Source organism: Burkholderiales bacterium, assembly GCA_035560005.1.
Taxonomy (GTDB): Bacteria; Pseudomonadota; Gammaproteobacteria; order Burkholderiales; family Eutrophovitaceae; genus DASRFY01.
Map to the genome: position 1 here is coordinate 43,382 of DATMAN010000054.1, position 13,584 is coordinate 56,965.

The following is a 13,584-nucleotide window of genomic DNA, read 5'->3' on the forward strand; positions in this document are numbered from 1 at the left end:
GGTTCGCTGCAGCGTGCAGGCCGGTTCCTGTCGGCGCTCGTTCTTCTTCGTGCCTTCGTGTCTCGCTCGCCGGCTTTCTTCTGCGCCCTTCGCCTCCCCTGCGGCGAGCGGCTCTCTCAGGTTTTCGGCTCGGGCGCGGGCTGCGGGCACATGGTCTGCAGCGCTTCGTCGTAGCACCAGTGGGTGCCGAAGCCGTTGTTGCGCTTGACGCACTCATAGACGAACTTGCCCATTTCGTCCGTCCACTTGCAGTCCTTGTACTTGAGCATCGTGCGCTCGCGCTCCATCGTGCCGCGCAGGTTTTCCTCGCCCTGACGGGCGGCGCGCTTCTTCGCCTCCTCGTTGTCGGGGGCGGTCTGGCCGCTGTCGGCAACCCGTTTCGCCTCTTCCTTTTCCTTCGCCGCCGGCGCGGCGAGCGAATCATCGGGAGTGCAGAACACGTCCAGCGCCTCGTTGTGACACCAGTGCGCGTTGAAGCCGTGATTGGCCTTGATGCACTCGTAGATGTACCGGCCCATCTCGTCGGTCCAGTGGCAGTTCTGGCGCTTCAGAAAAAAACGCTCGCGTGCGTTGCTCGCGCCTTCGGCCAGGGCTGCGCTCGCCGACAGCACCGATGCGATGCCCAAGACCGCCACAAGCAGCCGCTTAATGGTCTGATTCATCAAGGTTTCCTTGTAGGTTGCCGGGGAGCCGCCTCGGCGAACGACCGTCTCCGGAAAGGCAGCGCGAAGGCGTTGAGGTGCGTCAAAGGCTCGAACGCTGCGATTGTAGGTCAAGTCCCAGCGGCGAGGAACCGCGCTCGACGCGCATCCCCGGCCGGGCGCGCGAGCGCTCAATGCTCACAGCATGATCTCCCGTGCCAGCGCACGCGCCTCGAGCTCGACCTCCAGCCCGACCACCGGAGGACGGCCATGGTGGTGACGGATGCCGCGGCGCAGGGCCGCACCGAGCGCCGGCTCCATCAGCACGCCCAGCGCGTTGCCGAAATCGTGCGCCGAGTAGATGTCGATATGCGTCGCATCGGCCCAGCCGACTCCCAGTTCTTCCAGCCGGCGCGTGACCAGGGTGAGCACCTGGGTCAGCTTGCGGCGCATTCCCTCCCCGCTCACGTCCCCGCCAGCGACGACACCGGACGGACCGGCTTCGGTCATGCCCGACATGACGAAACCGCGCGCGGCGCCCGCAAGCGGAACGCTGTAGCAGAACGCGTGCAGGCTCGGTGCCTCGGGCTCGAAAGCCGCCGGCACGACGTTGGTGCGCGAGACCGGATTGAACCCCTCGATCAGCAGATCCCAATCCCTCAGGCGCTCCACATACGGGTGGTTGAATTCCGCGAACTCCTCCTGGGAAAGCTGCCGCGGCATGCGCAACTCGATGCCGGCCAGCGCGCGCAGCGGACGATCCTCCGCCAGCAGGTGGCGGCGAATGGCATCGAACCCCGCCTCCAGCGGAAGCCATCTCCGCAGCCAGGCTCGCACGAACGCATGGCCGGGCTCGGCCACCGCGCCGGCGGCGAACACGGGATTGCCCGGCAGGAAGCGATAGCCGCCTTCCGGATTCGCGAAGGACAGGCGCTCGCCCGGCGCGCCCGCGGCAGGCAAGGCTGCCGCTGCGGCCAGGCCGAACGCGGACCGCAGCCACTGCCTTCTGGAAACGCCCGACGCGCTCATCGGCGCCTTGTCCGCTGGCTGCCCTTGCGAGCGCGTGGCGCGCGCCTTTTCCGCATCCTGGCCGCTGGCGCCTTGCCGGTCGCCCGCCGTTTGCGCTTGTTGGCTTTCTTCACCTTCTTCAGCATGCGTTCAGCGGTAAACAGCTCGCCGTCGATGATGCCCGCCGCCTTCGCCACGGCGATCTTCGCCCGGGCCTTGTCCACGTCCGGATTGGCAAGGATCAACTCGCTGATCGCTTCGGACAGCGCCCGGCGCGCGTTGCGCCGCAGGCGCGCCTCGCGCGCCTGCCCCAGCGCACGCATCAGCGCATCGATGACCGGCTTTGCCAGCGCTTCGATCGGCATTCTCGGCACCCTCCGATTAAAGGGCACTCACCGCGAAGCGGGCGCAGCGAAATCGACCGGCGCCTGTCGCTTTCCGCCTCATGTCTGACTCACTCCGCATCCGGCTGATTCTCCGGCATCGCCTTGCGAAACGCCTCCAGTTTCAGGCATTCGTCGTTGATGCGGCGGATGGTCGGAAAGGCGCCGAGGTCCACCTTGAACCGGTTGGCGTTGGCGACCTGAGGAACCAGCGCGATGTCGGCGAGCCCCGGCTGGTCGCCGTGGCAGAAACGCCCGGTCGCCTTCTCGGTTGCGAGGCGCTTCTCCAGGGCGCTAAAACCGGTGACGACCCAGTGCGCATACCAGGCTTGCCGCTGTGCGTCGCTCACTTGCAGTGTCCTGGTGAGATAGTTCAGCACGCGCACGTTGTTGAGCGGATGAATCTCGGCGGCGATCAGCAACGCGAGCGAGCGCACGCGGGCGCGCTCGAAAGGCTCTTTCGGCAGCAGCGGTGGATCGGGACAGGTCTCGTCCAGGAATTCGCAGATGGCCAGCGACTGATAGAGCAGCCGCCCCTCGTGTTCGAGCACCGGCACCAGGTTCTGCGGGCTGATGGCGGCGAACTGCGGCTCGTACTGCCGACCCTTGGCCAGGTGCACGCTGATCTGCTCGCAGGTCAGCCCCTTGAGGTTCAAGGCGATGCGCACCCGATAGGACGCCGAGCTTCTGAAGTAGCCGTAGAGCCTCATCCCGTCTCCTTCCCGCTCGCCCCGTCAGTTCGAGCGCGCGTTGAGTTCCCGATGGCGCGCCAGCAGCGCGGCGGCGACACACATTTCCTCCGAGTCGTCGAACATCGGCACGCCGGCCGCTTCCATCTGCGCGAACCAGCGCGCCTTGTCCTGCAGCGTTCCCATCATCGAGTGCATCAGCGGGACCCTGGTGGACTTCGCCAGCCGGGCAAGTTCCGCGACCACCGGCTCGGCGTCCACCATGAACGGCACGACATGAATCATCAGGATGGCGTCGAAGTGCCTGGCGCCCTGCTCCAGCGCGACGCTCAGCGTCAGGCCGAAGCGCTCCTCGCGCGCGTCGGCCAGGAGGTCGAGTGGATTGGCCACGGTGGCTTCCGGCGGAAGCTGGGCGCGCAGCCGCTGCGCCATCGCCTCGGGAAGCTGTGGCAGCAACAACCCTTCCTCGACGGCCTGATCGGCCGCGAGCACGCCCGGGCCGCCGGAATTGGAAAGCAGCAGAACGCGCTTGCCGATGCCCTGCGGGTAGGCCCCGAAAGCTTTCCCGGCGAGCAGCAGGCGCCGCAGGCTCTTCACGCGCACCACGCCGGCCTGGCGGCAGAACCCCTCGACCGTCTCGTCGTCTGCGGGACGCGAACCCGTATGGCGCAACGCCGCCTCGCGGCCCGGCGCGGTGCGCCCGCCGATCAGCGCGACGACGGGTTTCCTGGTGGTGACTTCACGTGCCACGCGCGCAAACCGCGCGGCGTCTGCGAAAGACTCCAGGTACACCAGGACCGCGCTGCAGCGCGGATCGCGCCCGAATTCGGCCAGGTACTCGGTTATCCCGAAATCGAAACTGTTGCCCACCGAGACTACCGCACCCAGCGCCATGTTGAGCGAATGGCTGGACGCGATCGCTTCCTCGATGAGCGCCCCGGATTGCGACACGAAGGCCACGCCGCCGCCGCGCGGCAGATCGCGGAAGAAGGTCACCGCAAACGGCGCGGCCTTGTCGAGCAGATTGATGTTGCCGGCGCAATTCGGGCCGCCGATCCGCAGACCGTGCTGCCGCGCCAGCTCCCGCAGCCGCCGATCGCGTTCCCGGCCCGGCTCGCCGGCTTCGGCAAACCCTCCGGGAAGGATCAGCACATTGCGATGGCCGGTCTGCGCGGCTTCGCGCACGACGTCCACAATGGACTCCGGCCGCACCAGAACGGCGACCAGTTCCGCGGGCGCCGGCAGCGCTGCCAGCGAGGAGTACGCAGGCAATCCCTGGATCTCGCCGCCCTTCGGGTTGACCGGATAGATCGCACCCCGGTATCCAGAGCGTTTGAGATTGGCCAGCACCGCTCCGCCGGAGCTCGTGGGGCGCTCGCCCGCGCCGACGATGGCCACACTCTCGGGGTTGAGGAACGGTCGCAGATCACTCATCGCAGGCTTTCACCACGCAGCCCCGGGGCCAATGGTGCCATGGTGCTTCGTTTCGGCGTCTACTACTTCTGGGTCATCGATCCGCAAACCACGCCTCGACGCGCGAGGCGTTGCGGGCCATCCATTCGCGCGCAGCCTCCCGCGGGCTCTTGCCTTCGATGCGCACGCCATAGTCCATTTCAGCCACCGCTTCCAGATCGAGACTGATTCTTCTCAGCGTCGCCACGGTGCGCGCCCGCACGCGGTCGATGAAGTTGCGGTGGGCGACCAGCACGCCGTTGTTTTCCCCACCCAGCAGCTCGAACGGTTCGTTCAGCATGCGCATGTCGGCCATGCGGTTGAGGTAATTGGGACGGAAATACGGCATCACGAACCAGCGCTTGTGCTTGTAGTTGTCCTCGAAGTAGGCATGCCACTCCTCGTGCTTGCCGGGCAGCAGTTCGTAGCCGGCCGCCTCCAGCTCGTAGGCCTGCATGATCCGGCGCGAACCGATCATCAGCCCGGAATCCGGACCGGTGCCGCGGATCGTCTTGACCATGCGCTCGGCCACCTGCGGCTTCTTGAGGTCTTCGACGCTGGCCACTTCCTCTTCGGGAACATAGGCGGGAACGGCCCAGAACAGGCGCGCGCCGCGGTACAACGTCGCCAGCTCGACCGCCTCTTTGCCGTGCTGCTCCCAGTACACCGCGTGCGCGCTTGGCAGCCAGGCCGCGACCAGCAGGTCGACGCCGCCCTTGCCCAGCTCGGGAAAGATCTGCGCGTGGCTGCCGGTTCTGAGTTCCACCGTATGACCGAGCCGTTCGAGGACCGCCTGGACCACTTGCCCGGTCACGGCATAGAAGGAGATGCCGATCTGGCCGAGCACCACCTTGTCCTGCGCCCGCGCGCTCGCCACAGCAAGCAACAACACGGCCGCGACCAACAGATTTCTTCCAGGTCTCATCGCGAGGTCTCCACCGAATGAGGACCGCCGCGCAACCTCAGCGCGATCTCGTAGAGCGTGTCGCGCCCGCCGAAGCCGCCCGCCTTGGTCACCAGCCAGAGCGGCTTGCCGTCCAGGTTCAGCCGGGCGTAAGGCAGGCCGGGCATCAGGTCGCCCAGCACTTCCAGGGCGATGCAGCCCGAGCGCAGCAGCAGCGCGATGGCGGTGTCTCCGCCGGTGGCGACCAGCCCCTGGCTGCGCGTGCTTCGCACGATACGCAGCGCCCCCGCGGCCAGATCGTCGGCCACCTTGTCGGCATCCGCGCGAGCGCGCGCCGCGCCGGGCACCGCCAGGATGACGATCTGCAGCGCAGCGCCGGTCTGCACCTGCTCTGGCACCATCCCGTTCGGCGCTTCGATCACCACGGTGCCCGCCAGCGCGCGCAGGCGCTCGACCTGCTCGTGACTTTGCACCGCGCGCGAGCCGACCACGAATACGACAGGGCCGCTGACATTGAGTTCGGGCCGGGTCGCTTTGCCCGCTTCCAGGCTGCGGGCCAGCGCGTTGCCCAGGCCCGCCGAGCCGACCAGCAGCATGCGGCCGAATTGCGGCTTTGCCGTCTCCAGCACCGCGCGCAGGTCGGCATCGCTCTCGCCGTCGGCGATCACGATCGAGCGCCCGACCGCGCCCTTCTTCACGGTCGGCGACCAGATGCCGACCTTCGTCGTCCCCACCGCCTCGCCGAACACTTCGGTGAGCGGGCGCCGCAAGGCCGGCGACAAGGCGTCGCGCGCAAAGCCGGTTTCCGGCAGCGGCACTCCGTTGACATAGACCATGCCTTCGCGAACGGTGCGCCCCTGCGCCGGGAAAGCCGGCGCCACCAGCGCCGCATCGCGCCCGCAGGCGCGCATCAGTCCGAGCGTCTCGGCGACCACGTTGCCGCGCAGCGTGGAGTCGATCTTCTTGAACACGATATCGAAGGACTGCGTGCCGAAGCGGCTCACGCATTGCGCCACGCGCTTTGCGGCCTCGGCCGGCGGCAGATGGCGTGAACCGGTGTCGAGCGATATCACCTGGGACGTGGCAAGCGAAGCCGGATCGCAAGCCAGCGGTTGCGGCACCACGCTGGTCTTCAGGCCGCGCTGCGCGAACGGACCGGCGGTATCCATCGCCCCTGTCAGGTCGTCGGCGACGATCAGAACGCGAAGCCCGTCGGACATTTCAACTCACCGAAACTCCGTGAGACCAAAGAGCAGAACACGAAGAACCAGAAGAACTTCCGTACCGGAAGCACACCGCAGCGAAACGGCGATGCTCGACCGGGGAACTGCAGGCCCTCGCACCCCTTCTCGCACGATGCGCAACCGCCACCCCCGGATTGCTTCTCGCCTTCGTATTTCGGACTCGATCGCTCAGTGCGCGACGCGGTCGGCCATCATCCGCGCATAGGCGATCGCCGCCTTCATGTTGACGTTGCTCGCCTTGCCTTTCCACGCGATGTCGAACGCCGTGCCGTGATCGACCGAGGTGCGCCGGATCGGCAGCCCGAGCGTGACGTTGACCGTCGTATCGAAGGCGACCAGCTTGGTCGGAATGTGGCCCTGGTCGTGGTACTGGGCGACAACCAGATCGAACTCTCCCTTCAACGCCCGGTAGAACACGGTGTCGCCCGAGATCGGGCCCTTGACGTCGATGCCCTCCTTGCGCGCCGCCTCGACCGCCGGCTCGATGCGCTCGATCTCCTCGCGGCCGAAGATTCCTCCCTCGCCGCAGTGCGGGTTCAAGCCGGCCACCGCGATGCGCGGCCGGGCGTAGCCCAGCTCCTTGAAATGCCGGTCTCCCGCGCGGATCGTGGCCAGCACCCGTTCCATGGTGGGCCTCTCCGCGGCGGCCTTGAGCGAGGTGTGGGTGGTGACGTGAATCGCGTTGAGCTGGTCTCCCGCGAGCAGCATGAACGACTCCTTCGCGCCGGTCAGATGGGCAAGCAGCTCCGTATGACCGTCGAAGTGATGTCCCGCCGCGTGCATCGCCGCCTTGTTGAGCGGCGCCGTGACGATCACGCCGATGCGCCTCGCCAGCGCCAGCTCGACCGCTTTTTCGACGTAGCGGTAGGCCGCTTCGCCGCCGGCGGCGGTCGCTTCGCCGTCGCGGATCCTGTCCTGATCCTTGGTCGCGACGTGAACGACCGGCACCTCGCCCGGCCGGGCGTCCAGGCCTGCGACCAGCTTGAGCCCGCTGCCCAGCAGCTTGTCCGCGCGCCGCAGCACATCGATGTTGCCGATCACGGCCGACACCGCGCGTGTCTCCGGCGGCATTTCCGCCAGCGTGGCGACGATGATTTCGGGCCCGATTCCGGAGGGATCGCCCATCGTGATTCCGATTCTCGCGGTCATCTGCCGAGCGTCCGAGCAAAAGTCACTGAGGAGATCACGCCGGCTCGTGCTCTTCGGGGCTGATCGCGATGCGGACCTCGGCCGCGCTGGCAAGTTCGGACCCGCAGTTCGTGATGATCCGCGCCGCCTCCTCGACCCATTGCACGTTGCTTCTGTCCGAACCGAACGGCGCGTCCTCCAGCCCCACGCGCACGTGCCCACCTTCCATGACCGTGCGCGGGATCATCGGAGTGATGTCGACGTCCAGTCCACCCACCATCCACTGCGCGCCGGGCGCCACCTGGTCGAGCAGCTTCAGATAAGCGGTCAGGCCGTAGTCTTCCGGCGGGAAACCGAAAGTGAAGCCGCGCGAGAACATGAACCGGTACACCGGGTTCGGCGTGCTCTCGCGCCAGCGCAACGCAGCGCCAAGGCGCAGGAAGCCCGGTTCGTAGATCGCGCAGGCCGGATGAAACCGGTGGCGCATCGCGAGCTTCAATCCGTAGCGGATGTCTTCTTCGGCGTTCAGATACACGAAGCCGGGCTTGTCTTCCCGCAGCTCGTCGTAGTGCGCGATGTTGGTGGATCCCGGATCGACCACGGCGAACTCGAGCAGCCCGCGGCGGGCCAGTTCCTCGATGTGGGCGAAGCGCTCGCGCGGGCTGCGTGCGCCGGGGCCTGTGCCCAGCCCCGCGCCGGGGACCGTGGGGTAGACGATGGCGTCGACCTTGCTGCGGATCCCCTCGATCAGCCGCGCGTAGACCTCGGGATCCTCGGTCTGGCGGCCAGTCGCTTCCTCGTAAGCGTGCAGGTGAACGATCGCGGCACCGGCCTTCACACAGGCGATGCCCTGCTCGACGATGTCCTTGACCGCAATTGGAATACCGGGCTGGCGGCTGCGCGTCCACGGCCCGTTCAATGCGACTTCCAGCCAGGTTTTGCCACTCGATTCGTTCATGGCCGCGTCAGACGATCTCGACCTGCAATTCCGCCAGCCCCTCGATCCTGCCGGTCAGCCGGTCGCCACGCACTACCGCTCCGACCCCGGCCGGAGTGCCGGTGAAGATCAGGTCGCCCGGCTGGATAAGGTAGTAGCGCGAAAGGAAAGCGATCGTCTCCGGCACGCTCCAGATCAGGTCGGCGAGATCTCCCTCCTGGCGCAGTTTGCCGTTCACTTCGAGCGTGATGCGGCCCTTGGAAAAATGACCATGGCGGGCCGCAGGGTAGATCTCCGTGACGGGCGCGGACTCGTCGAAGGCTTTGCCGAAATCCCAAGGCCGGCCCATGTCGCGGGCGGCAAGCTGCAGGTCGCGTCGCGTCATGTCCAGTCCGACCGCGTAACCGAACACGTGATCCAGCGCGCGATCGGCCTCGATGTCCCGCCCGCCTTTGCCGATCGCAACCACCAGCTCGATCTCGTGATGCAGATTGCTGGTGCCGGGCGGATAGGGCACCTTGCCCCCGCCCGGCACGATGGCATCGGCCGGCTTGAGAAAGAAGAACGGCGGTTCGCGCTCGGGATCCTTGCCCATTTCGCGCGCGTGCGCGGCGTAATTGCGGCCTACGCAATAAATGCGATGCACCGGGAACTGGCTGCGCTCGCCCATGACCGGAACGGTGGGGCGGGGTTGCGGTTCGAACAGCAAGGCAACGGTGGTCATTTCTTTTTCTAGAAGAGATGCAGAGCGCCGCCGGCGACGCCGAGCGGCCAGCGGCCGAGCGAAAAGAGCGCGTATTTTCGCATAAAGAGGTGCGATTCCTCGCAGCCGCCGAGGCGGGCGAGCGCCTGACCGTGCAAAGCCATCAGCAGCGCGCCCGCGGCGGCCCGCGCCAGCGCCTCGCCACCCGGCGCGAGAGCCGGAGCCGCCATCGCCTGGCGGAAACTGTTCTCGGTGTGCCCCTCGGTGGCGGCGCTCAACGCCTCCAGCGTGGCCCGCAGCCCGTGGGTGCGCGACACCCGCCCGGTCAGGCGCTTGCGCTCGGCCTCTTCACGCACCCACCAGCGCGTGTCCCAGCCGGGATCGCGCATGATCGCCTCGGCGCTCGCCGCGTCGGCGGCAAGGCGCACTTCGAGCTCCGGCTGGCCGAGCGCAACAAGATAGGCCCGGGCCGCGCGATGGTCTTCCCCGGTGAGGGTTGTGCCGAGACGGCAAAACCAGCGGGCCCGGTCGGCCACCGCTATGAGCACTGCTCGCGCCACAGGCCGAGCGCCTTCTGCACCGGACGGTCCGAGAACGAGAAGAGCACGCTCTGTTCACGGGCTGCGAGCGTGCACGCGCACCACGACGGCACCACGAACACGTCGCGTGCCCGGAAAGAAAAGATGCGGCCGGCTATGCTCACCTGCCCGCTGCCATCGATCACGGAGAACACGGTGCCGTCGGTGCCGCGGTAAGGCCGGCCGGCGAATCCGGCGGGCAGCAACTGGATGAATGCCGACATCGTCGGCAGCGCCGGTCCTCCGCTGACGGGATTGATGAATTCCATCTTGTAGCCGTGCGCCGGATGCGGCGCGTCCCCGCGCGCCAACTGCTCCAGGCTTTCGCGGGAACGCTCATAGGGATAGGCGAAGACGGGAGAGGCTGCGCCGCGCGGCCGGTACTCGACCGGCAGCAGGTTGTTGCCGTAGCGCAGCCGCGCGTCGCCTTCCGGCCGCACCACCTCCTGCGCTTCGCGCGGATAGTCTTCCGAGAACCCGGCGTCCAGGAAGCGCACCAGCGGGATGTCCAGCCCGTCGAGCCAGACCACCGGCTCGTCGGCGGGATTGCCGTGGTCGTGCCAGGTCCAGGAGGGCGTGATGATGAAGTCGCCGCGGCGCATCGTCACGCGCTCGCCGTCCACGGCGGTGTAAGCGCCCTCGCCCTCGACGATCAGGCGCAGCGCGGTCTGCGTGTGCCGGTGGCTCGGCGCCACTTCGCCCGGCAGGATCAACTGCCAGCCCGCATACAGGGTGTGGGTGATCGAGGACTGGCCAGGAAGCCCGGGATTCTCCAGCACCAGCACGCGCCGCACGGCTTCTTTCGCGCTGATCAGCCGGCCGGACTCCATGAGCCACGGGCGCACTTCCTCGTAACTCCAGAGCGCCGGGACGCACGGCGACTGCGGCTCCTTCGGCACCAGTGCGCTCATCAGCTCCCACAACGGCGTGATGTGCTTCTCGCCGATGCGGCGGTAGAACGCTTCGCGCTCGGCCCGTGAATCCTTCATCGCCTGTCCCATGCCGCCCTCCTTACCGCTGAATCAATACCCGATGCGAGCGCAATGAACCACGGAGGAAAACCGCGAAACAACGAGCGCCAGACGTTTCTGAGGAGGCCCGTGCCGAAGGCTCAAGGCCAGTGGCCTGCGGTTTGCATTCAGCCCGTTTCTCGCTTTTGCCCTTCCCGCGCGCCCTCCGCGGTTCGAATCAGACCTTCGGCAGCCTCAAGCCCAGGTCGCCCTCGACGAGTTCGGTGACGCGGCTCAGGAAATCGGCGCGCATCTCGTCGTTGGTGCGGTTCTTCAGCCCCCATTTCAGATAGATCTCGTTGTTCTTCGAGCGGCTCGCCCCGAAGAACGCCGGGGTGATCGGGAAATAGCGGTTGATGCCGTCCTGTACCGCCCTGCGGCCTTCCTCGGTCTGGCACAGCTCGGCGCAGAAGTCTTTGCCGAACTTGGCGTGGAACTTCTCCTCCGGCATGGTGATGCGCGCCAGATTGCGCAGCGGATGGAAAGAGCAGTGCAACAGGTCCTCCACCTGCAGGATCTCGGCATAGTCCGCGATCAGCTTGATCACGCAGAACTCCGGCCAGGTGCGCAGCTCGAACTGAAAAATCGACAACGGCTTCTTGTTCCTCGGATCCATGCGCTCCGGGGCGACCCCGATCTCGTCCGCGAGCGCCTTGAAGCGTACGTGATGATGGTACTCCTCCATCGCCACGCGACAGGTGAGCCACTTGGCGTAAGGCGTGGGCGCCAGCGCGATCGCGGGCTCATCGAAGACCTGCGCGCCGTACAGCTCGTTCACGGCATGGCTGATCACGATCTTCTCGACGGCCGTGCGGTATTCCTCCGGGGCCTGTTTCAGCTCGGCCGCCGTCTTGACTTCGATCTTCGCCGCGGTTGCAGTCATGCTCGTCCTCAAATCAGAGGTTCGGTGTTGAACAGTTCCAGATCGGTTCTGAGGTCCGCGAACGCCCGCGCCAAGTCTCGCTCGATGATACGCCCGAGCACGCGGCCATCCCAGGGATTCGCGTCGGCGACTTCGGCCCGCGCCGCCGGGCGCGGCTGCGAGAACACAAACAGCTCCCGCGCGCGCACCCCGAAGAGCTGGCCGCTCACCTCGTGCGCGTTGGAAGCCAGAAACGCCACGACTCGCGCCACGTGCCCGGCTGGAACGCGCAGCGCGCGCGACTTGTACCGGGCCTGCTCTTCGTTCGCCGGCTGGATCGACTCGGTCACGCGCGTCGCGGCGAACGGCGCGATGGCGTTGCAGGCGACCTTCGAGCGCGCCATGTCCATCGCCACCACGCGGGTGAGCCCGAACAAACCGGCCTTGGACGCCGCATAGGCCGACTGGCCGAAGTTGCCGATCAGGCCCGCGCTGGACACGATGTTGACGATGCGCCCCGGTGCCCGCCCCTGCTTTGCCTGCTCGCGCATCGCCGGGGTCGCCGCGGCGAGCAGCGCAAACGGCGCGGTCAGATTGACGGCGATGACGCGCTCGAAGTCCTCACGGCGCGCCTTGAAGATGAAGGCATCGCGCAGGATCGCGGCGTTGTTGACGACGATGTCGAGCGCGCCGAAGCGCTCGAGCGCGAGCCGCGTCAGCCGTTGCGCCGCGCCGGGCGCGGCGACGTCCTCGGTGAAGGCGACCGCCCCGAGCGCAGCCGCGACCGACTCCACCGCTGCTTCCTCGGTCGTTTCCCCGGAAATCGAGGCGCCGTTGTCGGCCAGAACCACCCGCGCGCCCTCGCGCAGGAACTCTTCCACGATCGCGCGCCCGATCCCGCGCGCGCCGCCGGTCACGATCGCCACCCGGCCCTCCAGCAGCCTCATGCCACGCCCCGCAGTTTGGGTTCGGCGGCTGCCGGATAGAACGCATCGGCATGGACGTCGCGCAGGCGCGCGCCGCGCGCCTGCGCGAGCGCGAGCACGGCGTCCACCATCGGCGGCGGTCCGGCGACATAGACGCTGAAGCCCGCGAGATCGGCGAAGTCGTCGGCCAGCGCATCGGTCACCAGGCCGGTCCTGCGCGCAAGCGGTCCGCCAGCCGCAGAACCGTCGGGTTCGGAAAGGACGACGTGCGCCTTGAAGTTCGGATGACGAGCCTGCCATTGCGCCAGTTCGTCCTCGCAGTACACGTCACGCTCGGCGCGCACGCCGAAGTAAAGGAGGACGGGCTGTGTGGCGCCACCGGCGAGCGCGGCAGCCAGGATGGAACGGATGGGCGCCAATCCGGTGCCGCCGGCCACCGCGAGGATCGGACCCGGATGCTGTGCGCGCAGGTAGGCGGTGCCCAAGGGACCGCAGACGCGGACCTCGTCTCCCGGCCTGAGCTGCTGCGCCACGCGCTTGCTGACCACGCCCTGGGGCATGACGCGGATATGAAACTCCAGAATCTCATCGCCCGGCATGCTGGCCATCGAATAGTCGCGTTCGTTGCCGCGAGCCACGGCGAATTCCAGCCGCGCGAACTGGCCGGCCGAAAACGTGAACGGTCCGCCGGCCAGGATCTCGAGCCGCAGGCGCAGCACATCGTGCGTGGCGGGGACGATTTCCTTTACCCGGCAGCGCAGGACGCGCGAGGGGTGCACCACGAAGTCCTCCGCGTCCAGCCGGCGCACGACCACGTCGCTCCACACCTGCGCCCGGCAGGCCAGCACGATGTTGCGCAGCCGCTCGGCGCTGGAGAGCGCATGCTCCGAATACTCCAGCTCCAGAATGTCGCCCGAGATCAGCTCGCACTTGCACGTCCCGCAGTTGCCGGCCTGACAGCTGTATGCGAAGCCGATGCCGTGGTTGAGCAGCGCGGAAAGCACGGTATCGCCCGGCTCGGCGGGCGCCGACTGATCGAGATCGGCAACGGTGACCGTGAAGCTCATCGCGCGGCGACTGGAAGCCGGCCAGGGGATGTTCTAGGATGCGGCCGGAGTA

General features: G+C 67.4%; 15 protein-coding genes. All 15 read right to left on the reverse strand.

All coding sequences use genetic code 11. The features are described 5' to 3' along the window. Positions 1–116 precede the first annotated feature (116 nt). Complete coding sequence (locus tag VNM24_07535; protein HWQ38450.1) at positions 117–662, reverse strand: hypothetical protein; 546 nt, start codon at positions 660–662, stop codon at positions 117–119. 177 nt (positions 663–839) lie between these two features. After that, entirely contained in the window at positions 840–1,670 is an 831-nt protein-coding gene (locus VNM24_07540; GenBank protein ID HWQ38451.1) for a hypothetical protein, read from the reverse strand. Next, positions 1,667–2,014: a hypothetical protein gene (locus VNM24_07545; protein HWQ38452.1), complete on the reverse strand. Its 348-nt coding sequence runs from the start codon at positions 2,012–2,014 to the stop codon at positions 1,667–1,669. The genes VNM24_07540 and VNM24_07545 overlap by 4 nt, the downstream gene beginning before the upstream one ends. 89 nt (positions 2,015–2,103) lie before the next feature. After that, positions 2,104–2,742 carry a maleylacetoacetate isomerase gene (gene maiA / locus VNM24_07550; GenBank protein ID HWQ38453.1) on the reverse strand — a complete coding sequence of 213 codons (639 nt, stop codon included), beginning with the start codon at positions 2,740–2,742 and terminating at the stop codon, positions 2,104–2,106. A gap of 24 nt (positions 2,743–2,766) precedes the next feature. Continuing rightward, complete coding sequence (locus VNM24_07555) at positions 2,767–4,155, reverse strand: CoA-binding protein (GenBank protein HWQ38454.1); 1,389 nt, start codon at positions 4,153–4,155, stop codon at positions 2,767–2,769. A 73-nt stretch (positions 4,156–4,228) separates the two neighbouring features. Next, a complete protein-coding gene (locus VNM24_07560; GenBank protein HWQ38455.1) occupies positions 4,229–5,098 on the reverse strand; it encodes a glycine betaine ABC transporter substrate-binding protein in 870 nt (289 codons plus the stop codon). Continuing rightward, a complete protein-coding gene (locus VNM24_07565; GenBank protein HWQ38456.1) occupies positions 5,095–6,297 on the reverse strand; it encodes a four-carbon acid sugar kinase family protein in 1,203 nt (400 codons plus the stop codon). Before VNM24_07565 ends, VNM24_07560 begins: the two co-directional genes overlap by 4 nt. Before the next feature lie 192 nt (positions 6,298–6,489). Next, complete coding sequence (pdxA, locus tag VNM24_07570; GenBank protein HWQ38457.1) at positions 6,490–7,470, reverse strand: 4-hydroxythreonine-4-phosphate dehydrogenase PdxA; 981 nt, start codon at positions 7,468–7,470, stop codon at positions 6,490–6,492. 34 nt (positions 7,471–7,504) lie between these two features. Beyond that, positions 7,505–8,407 carry a 3-keto-5-aminohexanoate cleavage protein gene (locus tag VNM24_07575; GenBank protein ID HWQ38458.1) on the reverse strand — a complete coding sequence of 301 codons (903 nt, stop codon included), beginning with the start codon at positions 8,405–8,407 and terminating at the stop codon, positions 7,505–7,507. A 7-nt stretch (positions 8,408–8,414) separates the two neighbouring features. Continuing rightward, positions 8,415–9,110 carry a fumarylacetoacetate hydrolase family protein gene (locus tag VNM24_07580; protein ID HWQ38459.1) on the reverse strand — a complete coding sequence of 232 codons (696 nt, stop codon included), beginning with the start codon at positions 9,108–9,110 and terminating at the stop codon, positions 8,415–8,417. An 8-nt stretch (positions 9,111–9,118) separates the two neighbouring features. Then, a complete protein-coding gene (locus VNM24_07585) occupies positions 9,119–9,625 on the reverse strand; it encodes a hypothetical protein (protein ID HWQ38460.1) in 507 nt (168 codons plus the stop codon). A gap of 2 nt (positions 9,626–9,627) precedes the next feature. Beyond that, complete coding sequence (gtdA, locus tag VNM24_07590; GenBank protein ID HWQ38461.1) at positions 9,628–10,668, reverse strand: gentisate 1,2-dioxygenase; 1,041 nt, start codon at positions 10,666–10,668, stop codon at positions 9,628–9,630. Positions 10,669–10,855: 187 nt separating this feature from the next. Further along, entirely contained in the window at positions 10,856–11,560 is a 705-nt protein-coding gene (locus tag VNM24_07595; GenBank protein ID HWQ38462.1) for a Phenylacetic acid catabolic protein, read from the reverse strand. Between the two features lie 8 nt (positions 11,561–11,568). Beyond that, positions 11,569–12,486: an SDR family NAD(P)-dependent oxidoreductase gene (locus tag VNM24_07600; protein ID HWQ38463.1), complete on the reverse strand. Its 918-nt coding sequence runs from the start codon at positions 12,484–12,486 to the stop codon at positions 11,569–11,571. After that, on the reverse strand, positions 12,483–13,532 hold the full coding sequence (locus tag VNM24_07605) for a 2Fe-2S iron-sulfur cluster-binding protein (protein ID HWQ38464.1): 1,050 nt from the start codon (positions 13,530–13,532) through the stop codon (positions 12,483–12,485). Before VNM24_07605 ends, VNM24_07600 begins: the two co-directional genes overlap by 4 nt. Positions 13,533–13,584 lie beyond the last annotated feature (52 nt).

Bases quoted from the DNA above. Each gene is read 5' to 3' on its own strand.
- VNM24_07540 (HWQ38451.1), bottom strand. From the start codon at position 1,670: ATGAGCGCGTCGGGCGTTTCCAGAAGGCAGTGGCTGCGGTCCGCGTTC.
- VNM24_07595 (HWQ38462.1), bottom strand. From the start codon at position 11,560: ATGACTGCAACCGCGGCGAAGATCGAAGTCAAGACGGCGGCCGAGCTG.
- VNM24_07545 (HWQ38452.1), bottom strand. From the start codon at position 2,014: ATGCCGATCGAAGCGCTGGCAAAGCCGGTCATCGATGCGCTGATGCGT.
- maiA (HWQ38453.1), bottom strand. From the start codon at position 2,742: ATGAGGCTCTACGGCTACTTCAGAAGCTCGGCGTCCTATCGGGTGCGC.
- VNM24_07560 (HWQ38455.1), bottom strand. From the start codon at position 5,098: ATGAGACCTGGAAGAAATCTGTTGGTCGCGGCCGTGTTGTTGCTTGCT.
- VNM24_07580 (HWQ38459.1), bottom strand. From the start codon at position 9,110: ATGACCACCGTTGCCTTGCTGTTCGAACCGCAACCCCGCCCCACCGTT.
- VNM24_07565 (HWQ38456.1), bottom strand. From the start codon at position 6,297: ATGTCCGACGGGCTTCGCGTTCTGATCGTCGCCGACGACCTGACAGGG.
- pdxA (HWQ38457.1), bottom strand. From the start codon at position 7,470: ATGACCGCGAGAATCGGAATCACGATGGGCGATCCCTCCGGAATCGGG.
- VNM24_07605 (HWQ38464.1), bottom strand. From the start codon at position 13,532: ATGAGCTTCACGGTCACCGTTGCCGATCTCGATCAGTCGGCGCCCGCC.
- gtdA (HWQ38461.1), bottom strand. From the start codon at position 10,668: ATGGGACAGGCGATGAAGGATTCACGGGCCGAGCGCGAAGCGTTCTAC.
- VNM24_07535 (HWQ38450.1), bottom strand. From the start codon at position 662: ATGAATCAGACCATTAAGCGGCTGCTTGTGGCGGTCTTGGGCATCGCA.
- VNM24_07575 (HWQ38458.1), bottom strand. From the start codon at position 8,407: ATGAACGAATCGAGTGGCAAAACCTGGCTGGAAGTCGCATTGAACGGG.
- VNM24_07555 (HWQ38454.1), bottom strand. From the start codon at position 4,155: ATGAGTGATCTGCGACCGTTCCTCAACCCCGAGAGTGTGGCCATCGTC.
- VNM24_07600 (HWQ38463.1), bottom strand. From the start codon at position 12,486: ATGAGGCTGCTGGAGGGCCGGGTGGCGATCGTGACCGGCGGCGCGCGC.